Source organism: Streptomyces sp. NPDC057271 (genome assembly GCF_042668715.1).
In the GTDB taxonomy this organism is placed as follows: domain Bacteria; phylum Actinomycetota; class Actinomycetes; order Streptomycetales; family Streptomycetaceae; genus Streptomyces.
Window position 1 is genome coordinate 24,562 of the sequence record NZ_JBHUYJ010000036.1, and the last position, 18,861, is coordinate 43,422.

Here is an 18,861-nt window from a genome sequence, read left to right on the forward strand (position 1 = left end):
AGCGCACGGCGGGCCGAGTCACGCCAGGTCACCTCCCGGGCGCCCGCCTGGGAGCACGGCCCGGGAGCACGCCCGGGAGCATGTCTCACCCTCCGGGGCCGTGCTCCGTTCTGCCCGACGTGTCCCAAAACACGAGGCGTCCGGCGCCACACCCCCGTAAGCTCTCGACATGCAGGTGATCCAGTCCACGAAGCTCGCCAACGTCTGTTACGAAATCCGGGGTCCGGTGCTCGAAGAGGCGATGCGGCTTGAGGCCGCGGGTCATCGCATCCTCAAGCTCAACACCGGAAACCCGGCCGCCTTCGGGTTCGAGTGCCCGCCGGCGATCCTCGAGGACGTGCTGCGTAACCTCGCCGACGCACACGGCTACGGTGACGCGAAGGGCCTGCTCGCCGCCCGGCGCGCGGTGATGAGCCACTACGAGACCAAGGGCGTCCCGCTCTCCGTCGAGGACATCTACCTCGGCAACGGCGTCTCCGAGCTGATCCAGATGTCGATGCAGGCGCTGCTCGACGACGGCGACGAGGTCCTCGTCCCCGCCCCGGACTATCCGCTGTGGACCGCCTCGGTCTCGCTGGCCGGCGGCACGGCGGTGCACTACCGCTGCGACGAGCAGGCGGACTGGATGCCGGATCTCGCCGACATCGAGCGGAAGATCACGGACCGCACCAAGGCGATCGTGATCATCAACCCGAACAACCCGACGGGCGCCGTCTACGACGACGAGATGCTCCGCTCGCTCACGGAGATCGCCCGCCGCCACAACCTGGTCGTCTGTTCGGACGAGATCTACGACAAGATCCTCTACGACGGCGCCACGCACACCCCGACCGCTGCCATCGCCCCGGATCTCCTCTGCCTGACGTTCAACGGGATGAGCAAGAACTACCGGGTGGCCGGTTTCCGCTCCGGCTGGCTCGCCGTCTGCGGCCCCAAGGCCCACGCCACCTCGTACATCGAGGGCCTCACGATCCTCGCCAACATGCGACTGTGCGCCAACATGCCGGCGCAGCACGCGGTGGCCGCCGCCCTGCAGGGCAGGCAGTCGATCGAGGACCTGGTGCTGCCTGGCGGGCGGCTCCTGGAGCAGCGCGACGTGGCGTACGACCTGCTGACGCAGATCCCGGGCGTGACCTGTGTGAAGCCGAAGGGCGCCCTGTACCTCTTCCCGCGGCTCGACCCGAGCGTCTACAAGGTCAAGGACGACCGTCAGATGGTCCTCGACCTGCTGCGGGCCGAGAAGATCATGGTGGTCCACGGGACCGGCTTCAACTGGCACGAGCCGGACCACTTCAGGATCGTGACGCTGCCGAACGCCAAGGACCTGGCGGACGCGGTGACCCGGATCGGCACCTTCCTGGACGGCTACAGCCAGCACTGACCCGCCGCGCCGTGGTTCCGTCCGGGAGCGCATCCCCGGACCTCACTCAACTTTAGATTGAATCCAAGCTAGGATGGATCCGGAGATACCTCAGGAGGCCGTCCCATGTACGAACCGATCCGCACGAAGTCGGTCCACCGGATGGCCGACGACGACCAGGACACGTACCCGCACCGCTCTCGCGAGGAGGAGCTGGACATCCAGCTCGCCGGACACCTCGCCGCCCTCCTCGCCGTCACGGACGAGCTGGGCGACGCGGAGGCAGGTGACCTCATCGCCCGGCAGGTCGCGCGGCTGCGCGGCGCGCCGCCGGCCCGGCACGCGGGACTGAGCGGTTCGGGCACCCCGTCGCTGCACCGGCGCGCCCACGCACTCGCCGGCCGCGCCCTGGTTGTCGCCGCCTCCCGGGCCGACACGGCCGCCGCGATCCTCGCCGCCGAGCGCATGGACGCGCACACCGCGGCGCTGGCCTCGTCCGAGCTGGTCAGCTCCCCCTGACGGCCCCGGGCCGCGTGCCGGGGAGGCGCACGGCCCGGGTGCCACCTCCCTCACGACCCGGCACGACTCCCGCTACGGCATCGCGCCACCCCTCCCCAGAGGGCGATCACGGTACACGGGCACCCGATGCGGGCCGGACCGCCGCCGCACACCGGTCGCGGACCATCTCCGGGAAAGATCCACACCGCGTCGACACGATCGGTTATGTTCCGGCCATGACCACGAACCACGCCTCCGCCTCGCGTTCCGCCTCCCGTCGCACGGTCCTCGCGGCGCTCGCCGCGGCCGCGACGGCGGGCTCCCCGCTGCTCGCCCGACCAGCCATCGCCGCCCCGGCGAGCGCGGCGAGCACGGCCGGCGCGGCGGAGGTCGAGTACCCCTCGAACACCGCCCTCTACCGCGAGCTGGCGGGCCAGGAGGGCACCACCTTCAGCCGCCGGTTCCGCCGTCACGAGCAGTTCGACACCTCGATGACCACCGTCGCCCCGTTCCGGCGCACCGCGATCCTCGCGCTGCACGGCGGCGGCATCGAGATCGGCACCAGCGAACTCTGCCTGGGCATCGCCGGATACAGCCCGAGCGACGCCGGCGGCGCACCGGTCCTGCCGACCGTGCACGACTACTGGATGTTCGAGGGCCTGCTCTCCTCCGGCAACAGGGATCTGCACGTCACCTCGAAGAACTGCGACGACCACGTCGCCCTGGCGACGGCGGCGGGCCATCTCAACGTGCTCAGCCTGCACGGCTGCACGTTCGACCAGCTGAAGCTGCCCACCGGCACCTACCCCCCGACCGGCGACCGCCGGATGGCCGTCGTGGGCGGCCTCAACAAGACCTTCCGTACGGCATTGGTGACGGAGCTGAACGCGGCCGGATTCCCGGCGATCGACTCCCTCGCCCCCGCCTGGGCCACGCTGCTCACGGAGTACAACGGCGACCACACCGCGAACCCCTGCAACCGGACCATGCTCGGCATGGGCGGGCAACTGGAGCTCACCACCGAGCTGCGCAAGAGCCTCTTCGACGACCCGGACAGCCGGGGCGGCCGGGCGGGCAGCTGGAACGGCGACTTCGTGAGGTTCCGCGACGCCTGCCGCCGGGCGATCGCGACGGTCGAGGCCGGCCAGCCGCTGCTCTGAGGCGGGAACGCACCGGCCCCCGGAGCCGTGAGGGGGCTCCGGGGGCCGGTGTGCGTCGCGGCGAGCCGTTCGTGACCCCACTGGTCAGGGCGGTGTTCGGGGCGACTCACCACGAGTCTTTCGGTTGTACCTCGGGGGTACGGGGGGTCAGCCCAGGCGCTCGACCAGCGCGCGGTACTCGTCCCACAGCTCCTTCGGCGTGTGGTCGCCGAAGGTGTTGAGGTGCTCGGGGACCAGGGAGGCCTCCTCGCGCCAGACGTCCCGGTCGACCTTGAGCAGGAACTCCAGGTCCTCCGCGGGCAGGTCCAGACCCTCGGTGTCGAGCGCGTCGGCGGTCGGGAGGATGCCGATCGGGGTCTCGACGCCCTCGGCCTTGCCCTCCAGACGCTCCACGATCCACTTCAGGACGCGGCTGTTCTCGCCGAAGCCGGGCCAGACGAACTTTCCGGCCTCGTTCTTGCGGAACCAGTTCACGTAGTAGATCTTCGGCAGCTTGGACTGGTCCGCATCGGCACCGACCTTGATCCAGTGCGCCATGTAGTCGCCCATGTTGTAGCCGCAGAACGGCAGCATGGCGAACGGGTCGCGGCGCAGCTCGCCGACCTTGCCCTCGGCGGCGGCGGTCTTCTCGGACGCGACGTTCGCGCCGAGGAAGACACCGTGCTGCCAGGTGAAGGACTCGGTGACCAGCGGGACGGCGGAGGCGCGGCGGCCACCGAAGAGGATCGCCGAGATCGGCACGCCCTTCGGGTCCTCCCACTCCGGGGCGATGGTCGGGCACTGCCCGGCGGGGACGGTGAAGCGGGCGTTCGGGTGGGCCGCCGGACTGTATCCATCGGCTGTCTGGGCGGACTCCGGCGTCCAGTCGTTGCCCTTCCAGTCGGTGAGGTGGGCGGGCGCCTTCTCGGTCATGCCCTCCCACCAGACGTCGCCGTCGTCGGTGAGCGCGACGTTGGTGAAGACGGAGTTGCCCCACAGGGTCTTCATGGCGTTGGCGTTGGTGTGCTCGCCGGTGCCGGGCGCGACGCCGAAGAAGCCGGCCTCGGGGTTGATCGCGTAGAGGCGGCCGTCCTCGCCGAAACGCATCCAGGCGATGTCGTCGCCGATGGTCTCGACCGTCCAGCCGGAGATCGTGGGCTCCAGCATGGCGAGGTTGGTCTTGCCGCACGCGGACGGGAACGCGGCGGCGACGTACTTCGACTCGCCCTGCGGCGGGGTGAGCTTCAGGACGAGCATGTGCTCGGCGAGCCAGCCCTCGTCACGCGCCATGACGGAGGCGATGCGCAGCGCGTAGCACTTCTTGCCGAGCAGGGCGTTGCCGCCGTAGCCGGAGCCGTAGGACCAGATCTCACGGGTCTCGGGGAAGTGCGAGATGTACTTGGTGGAGTTGCACGGCCACGGCACGTCCTCCTCGCCCTCCGCGAGCGGGGCGCCGAGGGTGTGGACGGCCTTGACGAAGAAGCCGTCGGTGCCGAGCTCGTCGAGGACGGCCTGTCCCATGCGGGTCATGGTGCGCATGGAGGCGGCGACGTACGCGGAGTCGGTGATCTCGACGCCGATGGCGGAGAGCGGGGAGCCGACCGGGCCCATGCAGAAGGGCACGACGTACATGGTGCGGCCCTTCATCGAGCCGCGGAAGATCCCCTTCTCGCCGGCGAAGATCTCCTTCATCTCCGCCGGGGCCTTCCAGTGGTTGGTCGGGCCCGCGTCCTCCTCCTTCTCGGAGCAGATGAAGGTCCGGTCCTCGACGCGCGCGACGTCGGACGGGTCGGAGGCGGCGTAGTACGAGTTCGGGCGCAGCGTGGGGTCGAGCTTCTTGAACGTGCCCTTGGCGACGAGCTCCTCGCACAGGCGCTCGTACTCGGCCTCGGATCCGTCGCACCAGACGATGCTGTCCGGCTGCGTGATCCCGGCGATCTCGTTCACCCAGGCGACCAGTTCCTGGTGCTGGGTGGGGACGGCGGTGGTGGGAGCCGCGTTCTCGCGCGCCACGATTGCTCCTTGATGAGGGGTTTTGAAGATGTCTGCCCCGTGGGGGCTGCGACCCGGATGCGTCGTAGCTGCTCATCCGGTGCCGACCACACTCATTTGATCATCCGACGCCTGCGCCCATATGTCCAGAGGGCCGCACACGTGAGCATCGCCACTCCTCTCCGGGGCCTACGGGTGCGTAGGTAGCATTCGGCTCATGACTTCTGCCGTGCCGGACGTGACCCGGACAGAGCCCACGTCGTCCCACCCGTCGCACGCGCTGAAGCCACGTCTCAGGGGCTGGCTGCACGCGGGCATGTTCCCCGCCGTCGTCATCGCGGGCGTCATACTCGTCGCGCTCTCCGACTCGCCCCGCGCGCGGATCGCCTGCGGGATCTACGTCCTCACCGCCTGCCTGCTCTTCGGCATCAGCGCGCTCTACCACCGCGGCGACTGGGGTCCGCGCGGCGAGGCCGTCCTGCGGCGCCTGGACCACGCCAACATCTTCCTGATCATCGCGGGCACCTACACCCCGCTGACCCTGCTCCTGCTCCCCGACTCCACCGGGCGGCCGCTCATGTGGGCGGTCTGGGTCGCCGCCGTCGCGGGCATCGCCTTCCGGGTCTTCTGGGTCGGCGCCCCTCGCTGGCTGTACACGCCCTGCTACATCGCGATGGGCTGGGCCGCCGTCTTCTTCCTGCCCGACTTCATGCGGACCGGCGGCATCGCCGTCCTCGTCCTGGTGATCGTCGGCGGCGTGCTCTACAGCCTGGGCGGGGTCGTCTACGGCATGAAGCGCCCGAACCCGTCCCCGCGCTGGTTCGGCTTCCACGAGGTCTTCCACTCCCTCACCCTCGCGGCCTTCATCGCCCACTACGTCGGCATCTCCCTGGTCGCCTACAACGCGTGAGCCTCACCGCCCGCCCAGCACGCCCCTGACCACCTCGCCCGACTCCGGATTGTCCGCGCACCCGTACACCCCGTGCGGGCAGTAGTCCGTGAAGGTCTGGTAGACGGGCCGGTACCGCGCGAACCAGTCGAGCATCCCCCGCACGTAGGCCGGATTGTCCCCGTTGCGGAAGAGTCCCCACTCCGGATACGAGACGGGCTTGCCGTGCGCCGCGGCGAACCGCACATGGTGCGCGAGGCCGAACTCCTCGCTCACCTGCTCCTCGAAGCCGACCCCCTCGGGCTGGTCGTACGCGTCGAGCCCGATGATGTCGACGTACGCGTCGCCCGGGTAGCACCGCGGCCACTCGACGGCGTCCCGCCCCCGGCTCGCGGTGAAGTCGAAGCGGAACCGCTGCCCCGGCACGTCCCGCAGCACGCCCACGACCCGCTTCCAGTACGCCTTCCAGGCCTCGGGGTCCGGCCCGCAGCGATGGCTGTAGGTGGTGCCGTTCATCTCCCAGCCGAGGACGAGGACGGCGTCGGAGAGCCGGTGCGCGACCAGCCGCTCCCCCAGGGTCCGGAAGTGCCCGTCGTACGCGCCCGCCGCCCCGCTGCGCAGTCCCTCCCGGACCTCCCCGTCCGGCAGCCCCTCCTCGCTGCGGTCGAGCAGCGGCACGTTCAGGACGAAGAGCCGCCCCGGCCCCTCCTCCTTCCACCGCGCCCAGGGCTCGAAGAGCGCGGGGTGCCCCTCGATGTTGGACCAGCGGTCGCCCGGCAGGTAGGTGTGCCCGACGGTCAGGTCCCCACCGCCGAGCCAGCGCTGCACCTCGGCGATCCGCCGCACCCCGGTCGCGTCGGAACCGGTGAAGAACCCGGACGGCACCTCCGGCCGCTCCGGCGCGGGGGCGGGCGCCCGGCCCCCGGGCGCGAGCCGGTCGGCGGGCAGGAGGACGAGCGCGAGAACGGCCGCGAGCAGCACGGTGAGTGCGGCCCGCGGCCAGGAGGGGAGGGTCACGTCAGCTGGTCCAGAAGTCCCACCACCGGGTCAGGATCAGCATCCCGATGATTCCGATGTGCAGCACCGGCAGCGCGAAGGTGAACTCCTCGAAGAAGCCCTTCACGGCGGCGGGCGCCGGCAGCACGCCCGTACGGACGTTGTGCGAGGTCACGTACCAGAACATGACGAGCGTCGCGGTCCAGGCCAGGCAGCACCACAGGCAGAGCGCGTTGATCTCGTACAGCGACTGCTGCATCAGCCAGGTGCAGAACCCGACGCCGAACAGCATCCCGGCGTTCAGGCCGAGCCAGAACCAGCCCCGGTAGCGGGCCCCGGCGAGCAGCCCGGCGCCGATCGCGACCACCATCCCGTACGTCACGAGACCGAGCATCGGGTTCGGGAAGCCGAACACCGTCGCCTGCTCGCTCTTCATGATGTTGCCGCAGGACACGACCGGGTTGAGGCTGCAGCCCGGCTGGAAGTCCGGGTCCTCCAGGAGCTTGAACTTGTCGATCGTGATGATCCAGCCGGCCAGCACCCCGGCCGCCCCGGTGATCACGAGCAGCAGGCCGAGGGCCCGGCTCGCGCCGAACGTCCCGGCGCTCTCCGGGGACTCCTCCTGACGCTGTCCCGGGACCCCGCCGCGTACGTTCACCGTCGCCATGCCGCCACCCCCTCTCCGCCGCTCTCCGCTCAGCCCTGCAGGCGCCGCACCGGCAGCAGGACGTGAGCTGCGGCGCCGACGACCTGGTCGTCGGTGACGAAGCTCTTCAGCCGCTCCTCGGTGACCGCCTCGCCGGGCACGGCGTCGGGCCAGGGGCGCACCGAGCAGATCAGATAGGCGTGCCCGTTCTCCTTGGCGGCCGCCTCCCACTCGGCGGGCACCGGGCACTGCGCCTTCATGAACGGCAGCGTGAGCACGGCCCGCTGGGCCTCGACGAGCAGATGGGCGCCGGTCGCACGCTCCACCGAGGCGTCGACGACCCGGTCCCCCAGCGGCAGGCCCATGCCTTCGAGGGCGGCCCGCATGGCCTCCTCGCCGGCCTCGGGACCGTCACGGCCGTCCCCGAGGGAATACACCATCAGAAAAGGAGTGACGGGGGTGTCGTCGGTCGGACCGATGGTCCACGGAACGACGGTGAGCGTGCCCAGCGGATTGTCACTGCGCGCCGCGGAAACGGCGGAGGGAGAAGTCATGGATCCGGATGCTAGTCGTCGAACAGCCGCCTTCCCGAGTTGAATTCACTCGATCGGCCGACATTCCACCCGCTGGCATTTCCCTCGCAACGAAGTCGGGTTTCCATCGTTGTGCCCTGAGGGCATTCTCCGACCGTTTGGAGATCACTCATGATCGTCCCGCGCCGCGTCGCACTGCGGTCCCTCTTCACCCTGGCCGTCGCCGCCTTCACCGGCGGCGCCCTGGCCCGCGTCGCCGCCACACCACACGAGGGCTCACCCCGCGCCTCGGGCGACACCGCCGAGAAGCCGTTCGGGGAACTCTTCGACGAGATGTACCGCGGCCGCCGCATCCGGAGCCTCGCGGGCCCTTCGGGCGAGCACCTGGTCCTCGTCGACGGCCGGCCGCTCCATCTGATGCGCCGCGCCGACGGCGGCTATCTCACCCCCATCGACCACTACGAGTCCCATGCGACACCGCTGGCGGCCACCCGCGCGGCCGTGGACGAGCTGGGACCCGCCCCGCTGACCCGCTACGCCGCCGCCCACGGCATCCACCAGGGAGGGAGCCCGCGTGGCCTACACACGTAAGAACCAGCGCGATCTGACGAGCGTCGAGCGGAAGAAGTTCGTCGCCGCCGTCCTGGAGCTCAAGCGCGCCGGGGGGTACGACGACTTCGTCCGTACGCACATCGACTACTACGTCGCCGACGGGGACAACCGCCTCCGCGTGGCCCACATGACCCCCAGCTTCCTGCCCTGGCACCGCAAGTTCCTGCTGGAGTTCGAGCGGGCGCTGCGCCGGATCGACCCGACGGTCACCGTGCCGTACTGGGACTGGACCCGGGACAACACCCCCGCCGCCTCCCTCTGGAGCGACGACTTCATGGGCGGCAACGGGCGCCGCGAGGACCTCCAGGTGATGACCGGCCCCTTCGCCTACGCGGGCGGACGGTGGGCGGTGAAGCACGGCATGACCGAAGGCCGCTTCCTGACCAGGGACTTCGGCCGCCCCCAGGACCCGATCACGCTGCCCACGAAGGCCCAGCTGGACGAGGTGATGCGGGAGACCGTGTACGACGTGGAACCGTGGAACTCCACGAGCCGGTCGGGGTTCCGGAACACGCTGGAGGGCTGGGCGCCGGGCCGGGGCAGCGAACGGTTCCGCATCCACAACCGTGTGCACCGCTGGGTCGGCGGCCTGATGCTCGGCGGCGCCTCCGTCAACGACCCGGTCTTCTGGCTCCACCACTCCTTCGTGGACCTCGTGTGGTCGCGCTGGCAGCAGCGCCACCCACGGGCCGGGTATCTCCCGACGCGCCCGCCGCAGCTGGGCGAGTCCCAGTACCGGCGGATCGCTGCCCGCGACGAGAAGATGGGCCCCTGGGGGGTCACCCCGGGCGAGATGCTCGACCACAGCGCCATCTACCGGTACGCATGACAGAACGTCCCCCCGGCCGGTCGGCCGGGGGGGACGTCGATGACGAGGTCGGAGGGTCAGCCGCCGTAGCCGCCGTCGCCGTGCCCGTCGACGTTCGCGCACTGGTTGCCGAACGCCGGGTTGATCAGCCCGATGACCGTGACGGTGTTGCCGCACAGGTTGACCGGGACGTGGACCGGTACCTGGACGGCGTTGCCCGAGCCGACGCCGGGCGAGTGGGCGGCGACACCGTGGGCGCCCGAGTCGGCGACGGCCATGCCGGCTCCGCTGAGGGCAACGGCACCCGTGCCGGCGAGAACAGCGGCAGCCTTCGCGATGCGAGACATCAAGAACTCCTTGGACGTGTAAAGGCGACCGCGAGAATCACGGCCGACATTCCCGTTCAACGCCGAAATGGCGCATGGGTCACGGCCATTACGCCGGACGGGATGAAAGTGAGGGAAGGCCCGCAGAACCGGTGGATCCGCCCGCCGTCGGATACGACGGAACGGGCCTGGGATCTGCGGGCCACGGCCATGCGACCAGCCTTCCGTTGTAACGAGCAACGACCCCTCGGGTGGCGGGGAAGAATCGTGTCTTCACCCGCCGGGCCATTGGTCGTACAAACGAACGCCGTCAGGCCGTCGGCTGCGCCAGACCCAGCTGGGAGTCCATCGCTCCGCGCAGCATCGGAGCGACGACACCGACCTCCGGCACCGCGAGGTCCGGCAGCCCGAGCCGGTCGCCGCGCGGCGCGACGACCGGGTTGCCGACCGTGGCGCCGGGGGTGGCGGCCGCCATCTCCGAGCGCGGGGTGGTGAAGAGGGCCTTGCCAGGCTCGCTGCCCTCGATGACCTCGGGCAGCTGGGCGGCGAGGACGGTCTCCGGGAGGGTGCTCGTGAACGGCACCCGAGGCAGGGCCACGTCAGGAAGCAGTCCGGCCTGCCCCTCCTGGAAGCCGGTGGGGCCTCCCGGCACGGGAAGGGGGACTCCGGTGGCGACCGTGGGAGCGTCCATCGGGATCACCGGCTCCAGTCCCTGGAGCGGAACGACGACCGGCGCGTCGGCGGCGACGGCGGGGGAGGCCATGGCCGCGGAGGCGAGGGCGGTCATGAGGATTCCCATGCCGGCGTGAGAGCGCAGATTCATGACTGCGTAGGCCCTTCAGAGCAGGTGTCGACGTTACTGAGGTACTGCGTCCTGAGAACGAGCCCGGCAGCGGGAACGTCGCGAAATTCCCCTGTCTGCAGCAACGTCGAAGACCCCCACCGGTGACGGTGGGGGTCTTCGTTGACGCGTCGTCGGTACGGAGCGTCGGTACGGAGCGTCAGTGCCGTCGCTCACGCCGTCCGGCGCCGGCGACACGGCCGGCGCGAAGGTAGACGACGGTACCGCCGATGATCAGGGCCGCGCTGACCGCGGCCGCGCCCATCGTCACCGAGTCACCGCCCGTGTCGGGGAGGTGGGGCTTGTCGGGACCGTGCGACTCCCCGGGCCCGCCCGGCCCACCGGGGTGGCTCGGCGTCGACGTCGGAGGCGTGGTCGGCGGCTTCGTCGGAGGGGTCGTCGGCGGCTTCGTCGGAGGCGTGGTCGGCGGCTTCGTCGGAGGCGTGGTCGGCGGCTTCGTGGGCGGAGTCGTCGGCGGCTTCGTCGGAGGCGTGGTCGGCGGCTTCGTCGGAGGGGTCGTCGGCGGCTTCGTGGGCGGAGTCGTCGGCGGCTTCGTCGGAGGCGTGGACTCGTCGTCCCCGTAACCGCCCGGCTCTTCCTCGTGCGACGGGCCGCAGAGTTCGGCGACCACGGAGGGCGGGACATGGGCGAACTGCGCGTGGTCGCCGCACAGGTCCGGGGGGACAGGGACGGGGACCTGGACGTGGTGGCCCGCGCCGGGGTCGGGCGAATGACCGGCGTTGCTCAGGGAGTTCGCCGCCAGGGCGAGACCTCCCGTCAGCGACAGGATTCCCGTCGTCGCCGCCGCGGTGATCAGCTTCCTGCTGATGTTGGATCGCATACCGATCTTCCTCTGGAGAAGGGAGAGACCGGCGGGACCCCCCTCGCTCCGACCGGCCTTGCCGCGCACGCAGTGCGTCGGTCTACTGACGCACTGGTTACGGAACGTCAGGCTCAGGGACACCGGGCAGCGGCGCCGCGGACAGCGGCGCGAGGTCGAGCGCTGCCGCCCTCGGTCTCTCCATGGGCCGACCTTCCGTGAGGGGTCGGCGAGAGCCTAGAGAGCGGCACACCGCGGGAGCCGCGACCACACGGCAGCTGATCTGAAAATCATTCGATCAGCCGATCACTGTGGGGGGCGGCATACGCTCGGCGAAAGCGTCCGCCCGGGGCCAGGCGGAGCGAGGGTTCGATCCAGGAGGGTCGGGACCGATGGCGCGGTCCGCCGCGCCGGGAAGCAGCGCGGGTCAGGCGGTCCTGCGGGGAGGGACGGTCAGCCGCCGATCGGGAGGCCACCGAGCAGCGGGGCGCTCTGGGTCGTCTTGTTGAGCTGGTTCGCGGTGTCCCCCACGGTCTTGACGACGGAGCCGTCGGTGGTGCTGCTCAGCGCATCCGTCTTCAGGCCCTCGCTGGCGAGCGCCCCGAGACCACCGTTCAGGCTGGTGGGGGTCATCGCCTCGGCGGCCATGGCGGGCGCGGCGGCACCCAGGGCCATCACAGAACCGGCGACGACCGCGGCAACCTTGGTGGGCTTCATGAATCGAATCCTTCCTCTTTGGCGTCACTGCGCAAGCAAGTCGCTTGCTGTACAGGCCTCTTGGCCGATTCCTGTACGTCGTTCTGCCTTCTGTAACGAGAGGTGCGCTCCACGGAAACTCCGAGAGGAGGGATTTCTCTCCACTGCACTCGAATGACTGGACCTGGTGCTATTTACGGATCGGATACCCGGACGCCGTGCCGTCCGGGGAGACCGGGCGGCACGGCGTCAGGGGCGAGGCGGAGCTACCAGCGGACCGGCAGGTCCAGTTCGGGCAGTTCCAGCTCGGGCGGTTCGACCTCGGGAAGCTCCACCTCCGGCACCTCCACCTCCGGCAGCTCGACCGGAAGCGTGGGCACCTCGACGGGGAGTTCCGGCAGCGTCGGCAGCGCCGGCAGCCCGCCGAGCACCCCGGAGAGAACCGAGTTGATCAGCGAGGTGAGGGTCGCGGTGACCTGGGGCACGACACCGCTGACGCCACTGGTGACCGTCGCGAGGAGATCGGCGATCACCTTCTGGACGGTTGCGAGGGCGTCGGAGACGGGGTCGGCGGCCACCGCTTTCGCGGCCGTCGTCCCGTCGACGGCGACCGAGGCGGGGCGCGATTCCGGCGTGATGCCCTCGGCGGCGTCGACCGCCGTCGTGACCTTCGCCTTGAGCGCCTCGATCTCGGAGTGGGGCGCCTCGGCTGTCACGGCCGGGACGCGGGACGGGTGCTGTTCGTCGGCGAGGGCGGTTCCGGCCGCGCCGAGGGTGAGGGCGGCGGTTATCGCCAGGACGGTAAGGCGGCTGCAAGCGAGGGGACGCATATGTGTTCCTTTTCCTTATGCGTCGGACAACATCTCGGCCACCGTGCGCTGCACACATAGCGCTCCGCAACAGGAGAACTACGGAGCGCCACCCCCTCCGTTCGGGTGAATCCGTCCCTCTGACCTGCCCCTCCGAGGGGGCGTGCGCCGTTGCACCGGGCGGCGCACGAGGGTGCGTCCGAATGATGCGGAAGGCCAGCGCTCCCCCCCCGGTACGGGGCGGCGCGCCGGCCTCGGAAGGACCACGATCCGGCGTGCGAGATCAGACGTTGGCGCAGGTGTTGCCGAAGGCCGGGTTCAGGGCGCCGATGACGCTGACGGTGTTGCCGCACAGGTTGACCGGGACGTGCACCGGGACCTGGACGAGGTTGCCGGACAGGACGCCCGGGGACTTCACGGCCGCGCCCTCGGCCAGGGAGTCGGCAGCGGCGACACCGGTGGCACCCGCGACGGACGCGGCGACACCCACGGACAGGACTACAGCCTTCGCGATACGGGACATGGAGAAGCGCTCCTCGATTGTTGACGAACCTGTGAGACGGCGCGGACGGTTTCGCCCGGCTCCTTCAACAACGCTTCGGAAATTCATCGGTTGCTCTCCCGAACGGGTGACGTTCAACCGATCTTTGGGCCATAAGAGGGCCATTCGAGCGACTGACCGAAGAATGGCGCAACACGCACAACGAAGAAACTGCCGAGCAGATGCGGGAGTTAGCTTTCGCGAGCATCTAATGCTTACTATCGCCCGACGTCGGGGCTATAACGTTCCCGAGCGTCGCCTACGGTCCAGCCGCGCGATCACCCCTTTCGCGCGGTCGACATCTTCTTCTCCCCCGGTCTACACGGGTGTTCCCTTGCTTCTCTCATCAAAGCGGAGAACCTGTATGCGGAATTCAGTGGTTCGTGCTGTGCGCCGCGGTCTGTTGTGTGCCCTGTCGTGTGCGGCCCTGTCCGCCGCGCTGCCGGCCGCCTCCGCCGCCGCACCGCAACCCGAGGAAGCCCCCCGCGTTCCCTTCGCCCCTCGGTACCAGGCGGTGCAGCACGGGGGGATCGTCCGCGCCGCCAACACCTCGGCCACGGCCGCCCGGAACGCCACGAGCGCGGGAACGCGCAACGACGGCTTCGCCATCGGGTACGTCGACGTCGACAGCGACCCCAACACCTACAACTCCAGCAGCGCCGAGGTCCGTGTCCCCGCGGGCTCCCGGGTCAGCTACGCCCGTCTCTACTGGGGCGGGAACCTGAAGGTCGGCGAGCAGAAGCCGCACAAGGACAACGGCCGGGTCCTGATCGCCGAGCCGGGGGGCCGGTACAAGGCGGTCCTCGCGGACTCCACGATCGGCCACCGTACGGCGGACGGCGCCGACGCCTTCCAAGCCTCCGCGGACGTGACCGAGCTCGTCCGGTCGGCCCGGGACGGGCTGTGGACGGTAGCCCAGGTGAACGTGGCCATGGGCCGTTCGGCAGTCGGTGGTTGGGGCGGATGGACGCTGGTCGTCGCGTACGAGAACGCCGCCGACCCGCTGCGCCGGCTCACGCTCTGGGACGGCTTCGAAACGGTCGGTCCGAACAGCGGTGAGCTGCGGGTCGAGTTGGGGGACACGGCGGTTCCGAAGGGCGCTTCCGGACGACTGGGAGTGGTCGCCTACGACGGTGACCGGGGAACTCGCGGGGATTACCTGGCGGTGGAGACGAGCGGATCGGGGAGTGTTCTGCTCTCGGATTCCGCCAATTCCGCGGACGACGTGATGAACTCCAGCATCACCGATTTCGGCGCCGGTCGGATCGAACGACTTCCCGCTCATCAGAACACCCTGGGGTACGACTCCGACGTCTTCGATCTGGAGGGTGCGCTGCGCCATGGAGCCGACCGATTCCACGTCCGCTTCGGCGCCCGGCAGGACACCGTCTGGCTCGGAGCGCTCTTCCTCCAGGCGGACGTCGGGCGCTGACATGCGTTCCTTCTCCGTTCTCCACGCGGTCCAGCCCGGTGACGGCGGGGTCGCGCGGGTCGTCGTCGACCTCGTGCGCGCCCAGCTCGAAGCGGGGCTGCGGGTCGCCGTCGCGTGCCCGCCGGGCACTCCGCTGGCCTCGGCCGTCCGGGCCGAGGGCGCGGACCCGTACGACTGGCGGGCCGGGCGCGACCCCGGCCCCCGTCTGGTCCGCGAGACCCGCGAACTCGCGCGGGTGATCCGTACGGTCCGTCCCGCACTGGTCCACGCGCACAGCGCCAAGGCCGGGCTCTGCGCCCGGCTGGTCGTGCGGGGCCGTATCCCGACGGTGTACCAGCCGCACGCCTGGTCCTTCGAGGCGGTCGACGGAGCCGTCGCCGCGGCGGCCCGTCGCTGGGAGGGGTGGGCGGCGCGCTGGACGCACCGGATCGTCTGCGTCAGCGAGGCGGAGCGCCGTACCGGCGAGGCGGCCGGCGTTCGCGCGCCCTGGTCGGTCATCCACAACGGTGTGGACGTCGAGCGGTTCGGGACGTCCACGGCCGCCGGGGCGGACCTCGGGACCGACGGCTCCGACAGCCCCGCCGACGGGCCCACCGTCGTCTGCGTCGGGCGGCTCTGCCGCCAGAAGGGGCAGGACGTCCTGCTCGCCGCCTGGCCCGCCGTCCTGGAGCAGGTGCCGACGGCCCGGCTCGTCCTGGTGGGCGACGGGCCCGACGCGGAGCGGCTGCGGGCCGCGGCTCCGCCGTCGGTGCGGTTCACCGGCAACGTCGACGACACCGCGCCCTGGTACCGGGCGGCCGATCTCGTCGTCCTGCCGTCCCGTTGGGAGGGCATGGCGCTCGCGCCACTGGAGGCGATGGCGAGCGGCCGCCCGGTCGTGGTCAGTGACGTGGACGGGGCGCGCGAGAGCCTGCCGCCCGGCCACGAACCCCTGTGCCTGGTCCCGCCCGAGGACCCGGCCGCCCTCGCCGCCGCCGTCGGCCGCCTGCTCGGCGGTCCGGAGCCGCGGCGAACCCTGGGCCGCGAGGCCCACGAACACGTACTCAGCAGATTCGATGTGCGGCGCACCGGCGCGGCCGTCGCGGACGTGTACCGCGAGCTGGCCGGAGTGCGGTGCACCGAGCACAGAGAGCCGATTTCGCCGTGACTACGGAAAGCACCAGCGTTCCTCCTTCACCGGGCCCCTGGCCCTCGGCGGTCCAGGGCCCCGTCCCCGGACTCGCCTCCCTCGCACCGCAGCGCGGCAGGCCGGACCGGCTCGCGCTGCCGCCGCGCCGGCCGGCGCCGCCACGGCTGACCGCCGTACCGCTGATCGCGGCCGACGGTCTCGCCGTGCTGCTCGCGGCCGTGCTGCTGCCCGAACCGCAGCGCACGCTCCGGCTGTTCCTGCTGGTCGCCGCGTGCGTGCTCGCCCTCAACGCCCACGCGGGCCTGCACCGGCCGGCCGGCGCCACCGCCTCCGTACTGGACGAACTGCCCGTGCTCGCGGCGCGCGCCGGCGTGGCCTGGTGCGTGGCCGCGGCGGCCGTCGCCGCGTTCACCCCGGCCCTGGCCATCGGGCCGGTCGCGCTCTGCTCCGCGTACGCGACACAGCTCGCCGCCGTCGGCCTGGCCCGTGCGGCGGTGCACGCCCTCGGGCGGCGCAGGGCCCGGACGCATCCGCGCTCCGCGCTGGTGGTCGGCGGTCCCGCCGCCGCGCGCAGGTTCACGGCCGCGCTGGCGCAGCACCCGGAGTACGGCATCAGGCCGGTCGGGATCGTCGGGTCGCGGCCGGACGGAGAGCCCGGGCTTCCGGTGCTCACGTCGGCCGAGGAGATCCACCGCGCGGTCATCCAGAACACGGTCCGCGACGCCGTCTTCCTGACCGACGACAGCAGCCTGGTGACGCTGTTCCAGCACTACGGCTGCACCACCTGGCGGGTGGGCGGCCGGGATCAGGACGGGCCGATGGGCGACCACCTGTGGGGGTACGCCTGCCGTCGTCTGGTCCCGCTGGACGAGCGGCCCGGGCGGGGCGCGAAGCGCGCGCTCGACGTGGTGCTGGCCGGGCCCGCGCTCGTGCTGGCCCTGCCGGTACTGCTGCTGTGCGCGCTGGCGGTACGGCTCTCCGACGGGCCCGGGGTGCTCTTCCGGCAGGAGCGTGTCGGGCAGCACGGGCGGCTGTTCACGCTGCTGAAGTTCCGTACGATCCGGCCGGCCGACGAGACCGAGTCGGCGACCCGGTGGAGCGTCGCCGAGGACCGGCGGATGAGCGCGGTCGGCGGCTTCCTGCGGAAGTCCTCGCTCGACGAGCTGCCGCAGCTGTGGAACGTCCTGCGCGGGGACATGAGCCTGGTCGGGCCACGGCCCGAACGTCCTTACTTCGTCACGCAGTTCAGCCGTGTCCACGACGGTTACGCGGACCGGCACCGGATGCCCGTCGGTCTGACGGGCCTGGCTCAGGTGCACGGGCTGCGCGGCGACACGTCCATCGAGGACCGCTGCCGCTTCGACAACCACTACATCGACCACTGGTCACTCTGGCAGGACGTCCGGATCCTGCTGCGCACCGCGGCCGGCCTGGTCCGACCGGCGGGGAGCTGATGATGGCGACGGCGGCCTGGGCGCAGCCCGGGGCGGCCGGCACCGACGTACGGGACCGGGCGCGCCGGGCCTGGGCGCTGTCCCCGGTCCTGGCGGTGATCGCGCTGCTGCTCGTCCCGGGCGGCGGCGGCACGGAGGGCGGCACCGGCGGTACGGGAACGATCGCGGACGCGGCCTCGGGGCTGCTCGTACTGATCTGTCTGGTGCGGGTGGTTCGCAGCGGGGCGCGGCCGCTGAGCCGCGCGGCCGCGGTCGTGATCGGGCTGCCGGTGCTCGGCATCTGTCTGGCGGCGATCACCTCGAACGATCCGGCGGCGAGTCTGCCGGGGGTCGCCCGCTACGTCCAGGTCTTCGTGCTCGTCCCGGCGGCCGTGCTGCTGATGATCCGCGACCGGCGGGACTTCGCGACGGTCGCCTGGGCGCTGGTCGGCCTGGCACTGCTCCAGGGCGCGGTCGGGGTCACGCAGTACCTGACCGGGACGGGCGCGTCGTATCAGGGCGAGGACATCCGGGCGGTCGGGACGTTCGGTCCGACGGATGTGATGGGGATGGCCACGGTCGTCTCGTACGGCCTGGTCATCGTCACGGGGATCGCGCTGGGGAGCGGGCGGGGCCGGGCTCGGACCGCGGCGCTGGTCTGCGCCGGGCTGCTGTTCGTCCCGCTGGTGCTCTCGTTCAGCCGGGGCGCATGGATCGCGACGGTGCTGGCGATCGCGATCCAGCTCGTGCTGTCGGGGCTGCGGCGGGCGGGGCGGGTGGCGCTCGCGGTGGGCGCGCTCGCGGTGGTCCTGGTGGGCGGGCTCGGGGTCGGTTCGGCCATGGTGAAGGAGCGGGTCGCCAGCATCACGCAGGTGGCGGGAGCGCCGGACCAGTCGGTGACGGACCGGTACACGATGTGGGCGGCGGCCGGGGAGATGTGGCGGTCGGATCCGCTGACCGGTGTGGGGCTCAAGGGCTTCCCCGCGTACCGCGACTCGCACGCCTCGCTGGCGCTGTCGTCCGGCAGCGACACGGCGGGCGCGGGCGCCGCGTTCCACCGCCAGCCGCTGCTCTCCCCGCACAACATGTATCTGCTGGTGCTCAGCGAGCAGGGGCTGCTGGGGCTGCTCGCCCTCGTGGGCAGCTGGGCGGCGCTGCTGGTGGGGGCGGTGCGGCGGATGGGGCTCGTCGCCATCGGCGTGCTGTCGTGGCAGCTCATCGACTTCTTCTACGCGGACATCGGGGGGCCCTCGACGGTCCTGATGTCGGTCGTCCTCGGGCTCGCGGCCTGGTGGTCGCTGGCGGAGGTGAAACGTGCGTGACCCTTGGGGCGGGGAGCCCGAGTCGACGGACCGGGTGCC

Annotated in this window: 20 protein-coding genes; 10 read left to right on the forward strand and 10 right to left on the reverse strand. The window is 71.2% G+C overall.

Going from position 1 to position 18,861, the window contains the following annotated elements; all coding sequences use genetic code 11:
- Positions 1–169: 169 nt before the first annotated feature.
- From ACFUJR_RS18460 to ACFUJR_RS18470, 3 genes are all read left to right on the forward strand, one after another.
- Positions 170–1,381, forward strand: a complete 1,212-nt coding sequence (locus ACFUJR_RS18460) for a pyridoxal phosphate-dependent aminotransferase (RefSeq protein ID WP_383170997.1) — start codon at positions 170–172, stop codon at positions 1,379–1,381.
- A 105-nt stretch (positions 1,382–1,486) separates the two neighbouring features.
- Positions 1,487–1,879 carry a hypothetical protein gene (locus ACFUJR_RS18465; RefSeq protein ID WP_383171000.1) on the forward strand — a complete coding sequence of 131 codons (393 nt, stop codon included), beginning with the start codon at positions 1,487–1,489 and terminating at the stop codon, positions 1,877–1,879.
- A 215-nt stretch (positions 1,880–2,094) separates the two neighbouring features.
- Positions 2,095–3,018, forward strand: a complete 924-nt coding sequence (locus ACFUJR_RS18470) for a poly-gamma-glutamate hydrolase family protein (protein ID WP_383171003.1) — start codon at positions 2,095–2,097, stop codon at positions 3,016–3,018.
- A gap of 147 nt (positions 3,019–3,165) precedes the next feature.
- On the opposite strand, the gene ACFUJR_RS18475 is transcribed toward ACFUJR_RS18470, so the two are convergent.
- The gene (locus tag ACFUJR_RS18475; protein WP_383171006.1) at positions 3,166–5,010 is read right to left on the reverse strand and encodes a phosphoenolpyruvate carboxykinase (GTP); all 1,845 of its coding nucleotides are present in this window, start codon (positions 5,008–5,010) and stop codon (positions 3,166–3,168) included.
- 196 nt (positions 5,011–5,206) lie between these two features.
- Between ACFUJR_RS18475 and ACFUJR_RS18480 the strand changes: the two genes are divergently transcribed.
- Entirely contained in the window at positions 5,207–5,899 is a 693-nt protein-coding gene (locus ACFUJR_RS18480; protein ID WP_383171009.1) for a hemolysin III family protein, read from the forward strand.
- Positions 5,900–5,902: 3 nt separating this feature from the next.
- Here ACFUJR_RS18480 and ACFUJR_RS18485 read toward each other — a convergent pair whose 3' ends face one another.
- The 3 genes from ACFUJR_RS18485 to ACFUJR_RS18495 are packed head-to-tail and all read right to left on the reverse strand — an operon-like array spanning position 5,903 to position 8,074.
- Positions 5,903–6,895, reverse strand: a complete 993-nt coding sequence (locus ACFUJR_RS18485) for a glycoside hydrolase family 26 protein (RefSeq protein WP_383171012.1) — start codon at positions 6,893–6,895, stop codon at positions 5,903–5,905.
- A gap of 1 nt (position 6,896) precedes the next feature.
- Positions 6,897–7,541, reverse strand: coding sequence for a vitamin K epoxide reductase family protein (locus ACFUJR_RS18490; RefSeq protein WP_383171015.1), 645 nt, complete (start codon positions 7,539–7,541; stop codon positions 6,897–6,899).
- 29 nt (positions 7,542–7,570) lie between these two features.
- Positions 7,571–8,074: a DUF5949 family protein gene (locus ACFUJR_RS18495; RefSeq protein WP_383171018.1), complete on the reverse strand. Its 504-nt coding sequence runs from the start codon at positions 8,072–8,074 to the stop codon at positions 7,571–7,573.
- A 150-nt stretch (positions 8,075–8,224) separates the two neighbouring features.
- Between ACFUJR_RS18495 and ACFUJR_RS18500 the strand changes: the two genes are divergently transcribed.
- Positions 8,225–8,644, forward strand: coding sequence for a tyrosinase family oxidase copper chaperone (locus tag ACFUJR_RS18500; protein WP_383171021.1), 420 nt, complete (start codon positions 8,225–8,227; stop codon positions 8,642–8,644).
- A complete protein-coding gene (locus ACFUJR_RS18505) occupies positions 8,628–9,494 on the forward strand; it encodes a tyrosinase family protein (protein ID WP_383171024.1) in 867 nt (288 codons plus the stop codon). The genes ACFUJR_RS18500 and ACFUJR_RS18505 overlap by 17 nt, the downstream gene beginning before the upstream one ends.
- Before the next feature lie 56 nt (positions 9,495–9,550).
- Here the strand turns inward: ACFUJR_RS18505 and ACFUJR_RS18510 are convergent, their stop codons facing one another.
- The 6 genes from ACFUJR_RS18510 to ACFUJR_RS18535 form a co-directional block, all read right to left on the reverse strand.
- Positions 9,551–9,820, reverse strand: coding sequence for a chaplin (locus tag ACFUJR_RS18510; RefSeq protein WP_361668066.1), 270 nt, complete (start codon positions 9,818–9,820; stop codon positions 9,551–9,553).
- 289 nt (positions 9,821–10,109) lie between these two features.
- Positions 10,110–10,622, reverse strand: a complete 513-nt coding sequence (locus tag ACFUJR_RS18515) for a hypothetical protein (RefSeq protein ID WP_383171027.1) — start codon at positions 10,620–10,622, stop codon at positions 10,110–10,112.
- Positions 10,623–10,800: 178 nt separating this feature from the next.
- Complete coding sequence (locus tag ACFUJR_RS18520) at positions 10,801–11,481, reverse strand: hypothetical protein (protein WP_383450539.1); 681 nt, start codon at positions 11,479–11,481, stop codon at positions 10,801–10,803.
- 432 nt (positions 11,482–11,913) lie between these two features.
- A complete protein-coding gene (locus ACFUJR_RS18525; protein WP_383171201.1) occupies positions 11,914–12,177 on the reverse strand; it encodes a hypothetical protein in 264 nt (87 codons plus the stop codon).
- Positions 12,178–12,422: 245 nt separating this feature from the next.
- Positions 12,423–12,986 carry a hypothetical protein gene (locus ACFUJR_RS18530; protein WP_383450542.1) on the reverse strand — a complete coding sequence of 188 codons (564 nt, stop codon included), beginning with the start codon at positions 12,984–12,986 and terminating at the stop codon, positions 12,423–12,425.
- 262 nt (positions 12,987–13,248) lie between these two features.
- On the reverse strand, positions 13,249–13,488 hold the full coding sequence (locus ACFUJR_RS18535; protein ID WP_383171207.1) for a chaplin: 240 nt from the start codon (positions 13,486–13,488) through the stop codon (positions 13,249–13,251).
- A 382-nt stretch (positions 13,489–13,870) separates the two neighbouring features.
- On the opposite strand from ACFUJR_RS18535, the gene ACFUJR_RS18540 reads away from it, so the two are divergent.
- From ACFUJR_RS18540 to ACFUJR_RS18555, 4 genes are read left to right on the forward strand one after another with little or no spacing between them, the layout of a single operon-like run.
- A complete protein-coding gene (locus ACFUJR_RS18540) occupies positions 13,871–14,938 on the forward strand; it encodes a DUF3344 domain-containing protein (RefSeq protein WP_383171210.1) in 1,068 nt (355 codons plus the stop codon).
- Between the two features lies 1 nt (position 14,939).
- Positions 14,940–16,085: a glycosyltransferase gene (locus ACFUJR_RS18545; protein WP_383171213.1), complete on the forward strand. Its 1,146-nt coding sequence runs from the start codon at positions 14,940–14,942 to the stop codon at positions 16,083–16,085.
- Positions 16,082–17,521, forward strand: a complete 1,440-nt coding sequence (locus ACFUJR_RS18550; RefSeq protein WP_383171217.1) for a sugar transferase — start codon at positions 16,082–16,084, stop codon at positions 17,519–17,521. Before ACFUJR_RS18545 ends, ACFUJR_RS18550 begins: the two co-directional genes overlap by 4 nt.
- A gap of 2 nt (positions 17,522–17,523) precedes the next feature.
- The gene (locus tag ACFUJR_RS18555; protein WP_383171272.1) at positions 17,524–18,822 is read left to right on the forward strand and encodes an O-antigen ligase family protein; all 1,299 of its coding nucleotides are present in this window, start codon (positions 17,524–17,526) and stop codon (positions 18,820–18,822) included.
- Positions 18,823–18,861 lie beyond the last annotated feature (39 nt).

Bases quoted from the DNA above. Each gene is read 5' to 3' on its own strand.
- ACFUJR_RS18460 (WP_383170997.1), top strand. From the start codon at position 170: ATGCAGGTGATCCAGTCCACGAAGCTCGCCAACGTCTGTTACGAAATC.
- ACFUJR_RS18465 (WP_383171000.1), top strand. From the start codon at position 1,487: ATGTACGAACCGATCCGCACGAAGTCGGTCCACCGGATGGCCGACGAC.
- ACFUJR_RS18470 (WP_383171003.1), top strand. From the start codon at position 2,095: ATGACCACGAACCACGCCTCCGCCTCGCGTTCCGCCTCCCGTCGCACG.
- ACFUJR_RS18480 (WP_383171009.1), top strand. From the start codon at position 5,207: ATGACTTCTGCCGTGCCGGACGTGACCCGGACAGAGCCCACGTCGTCC.
- ACFUJR_RS18490 (WP_383171015.1), bottom strand. From the start codon at position 7,541: ATGGCGACGGTGAACGTACGCGGCGGGGTCCCGGGACAGCGTCAGGAG.
- ACFUJR_RS18495 (WP_383171018.1), bottom strand. From the start codon at position 8,074: ATGACTTCTCCCTCCGCCGTTTCCGCGGCGCGCAGTGACAATCCGCTG.
- ACFUJR_RS18500 (WP_383171021.1), top strand. From the start codon at position 8,225: ATGATCGTCCCGCGCCGCGTCGCACTGCGGTCCCTCTTCACCCTGGCC.
- ACFUJR_RS18510 (WP_361668066.1), bottom strand. From the start codon at position 9,820: ATGTCTCGCATCGCGAAGGCTGCCGCTGTTCTCGCCGGCACGGGTGCC.
- ACFUJR_RS18515 (WP_383171027.1), bottom strand. From the start codon at position 10,622: ATGAATCTGCGCTCTCACGCCGGCATGGGAATCCTCATGACCGCCCTC.
- ACFUJR_RS18520 (WP_383450539.1), bottom strand. From the start codon at position 11,481: ATGCGATCCAACATCAGCAGGAAGCTGATCACCGCGGCGGCGACGACG.
- ACFUJR_RS18525 (WP_383171201.1), bottom strand. From the start codon at position 12,177: ATGAAGCCCACCAAGGTTGCCGCGGTCGTCGCCGGTTCTGTGATGGCC.
- ACFUJR_RS18530 (WP_383450542.1), bottom strand. From the start codon at position 12,986: ATGCGTCCCCTCGCTTGCAGCCGCCTTACCGTCCTGGCGATAACCGCC.
- ACFUJR_RS18535 (WP_383171207.1), bottom strand. From the start codon at position 13,488: ATGTCCCGTATCGCGAAGGCTGTAGTCCTGTCCGTGGGTGTCGCCGCG.
- ACFUJR_RS18540 (WP_383171210.1), top strand. From the start codon at position 13,871: ATGCGGAATTCAGTGGTTCGTGCTGTGCGCCGCGGTCTGTTGTGTGCC.
- ACFUJR_RS18545 (WP_383171213.1), top strand. From the start codon at position 14,940: ATGCGTTCCTTCTCCGTTCTCCACGCGGTCCAGCCCGGTGACGGCGGG.
- ACFUJR_RS18555 (WP_383171272.1), top strand. From the start codon at position 17,524: ATGGCGACGGCGGCCTGGGCGCAGCCCGGGGCGGCCGGCACCGACGTA.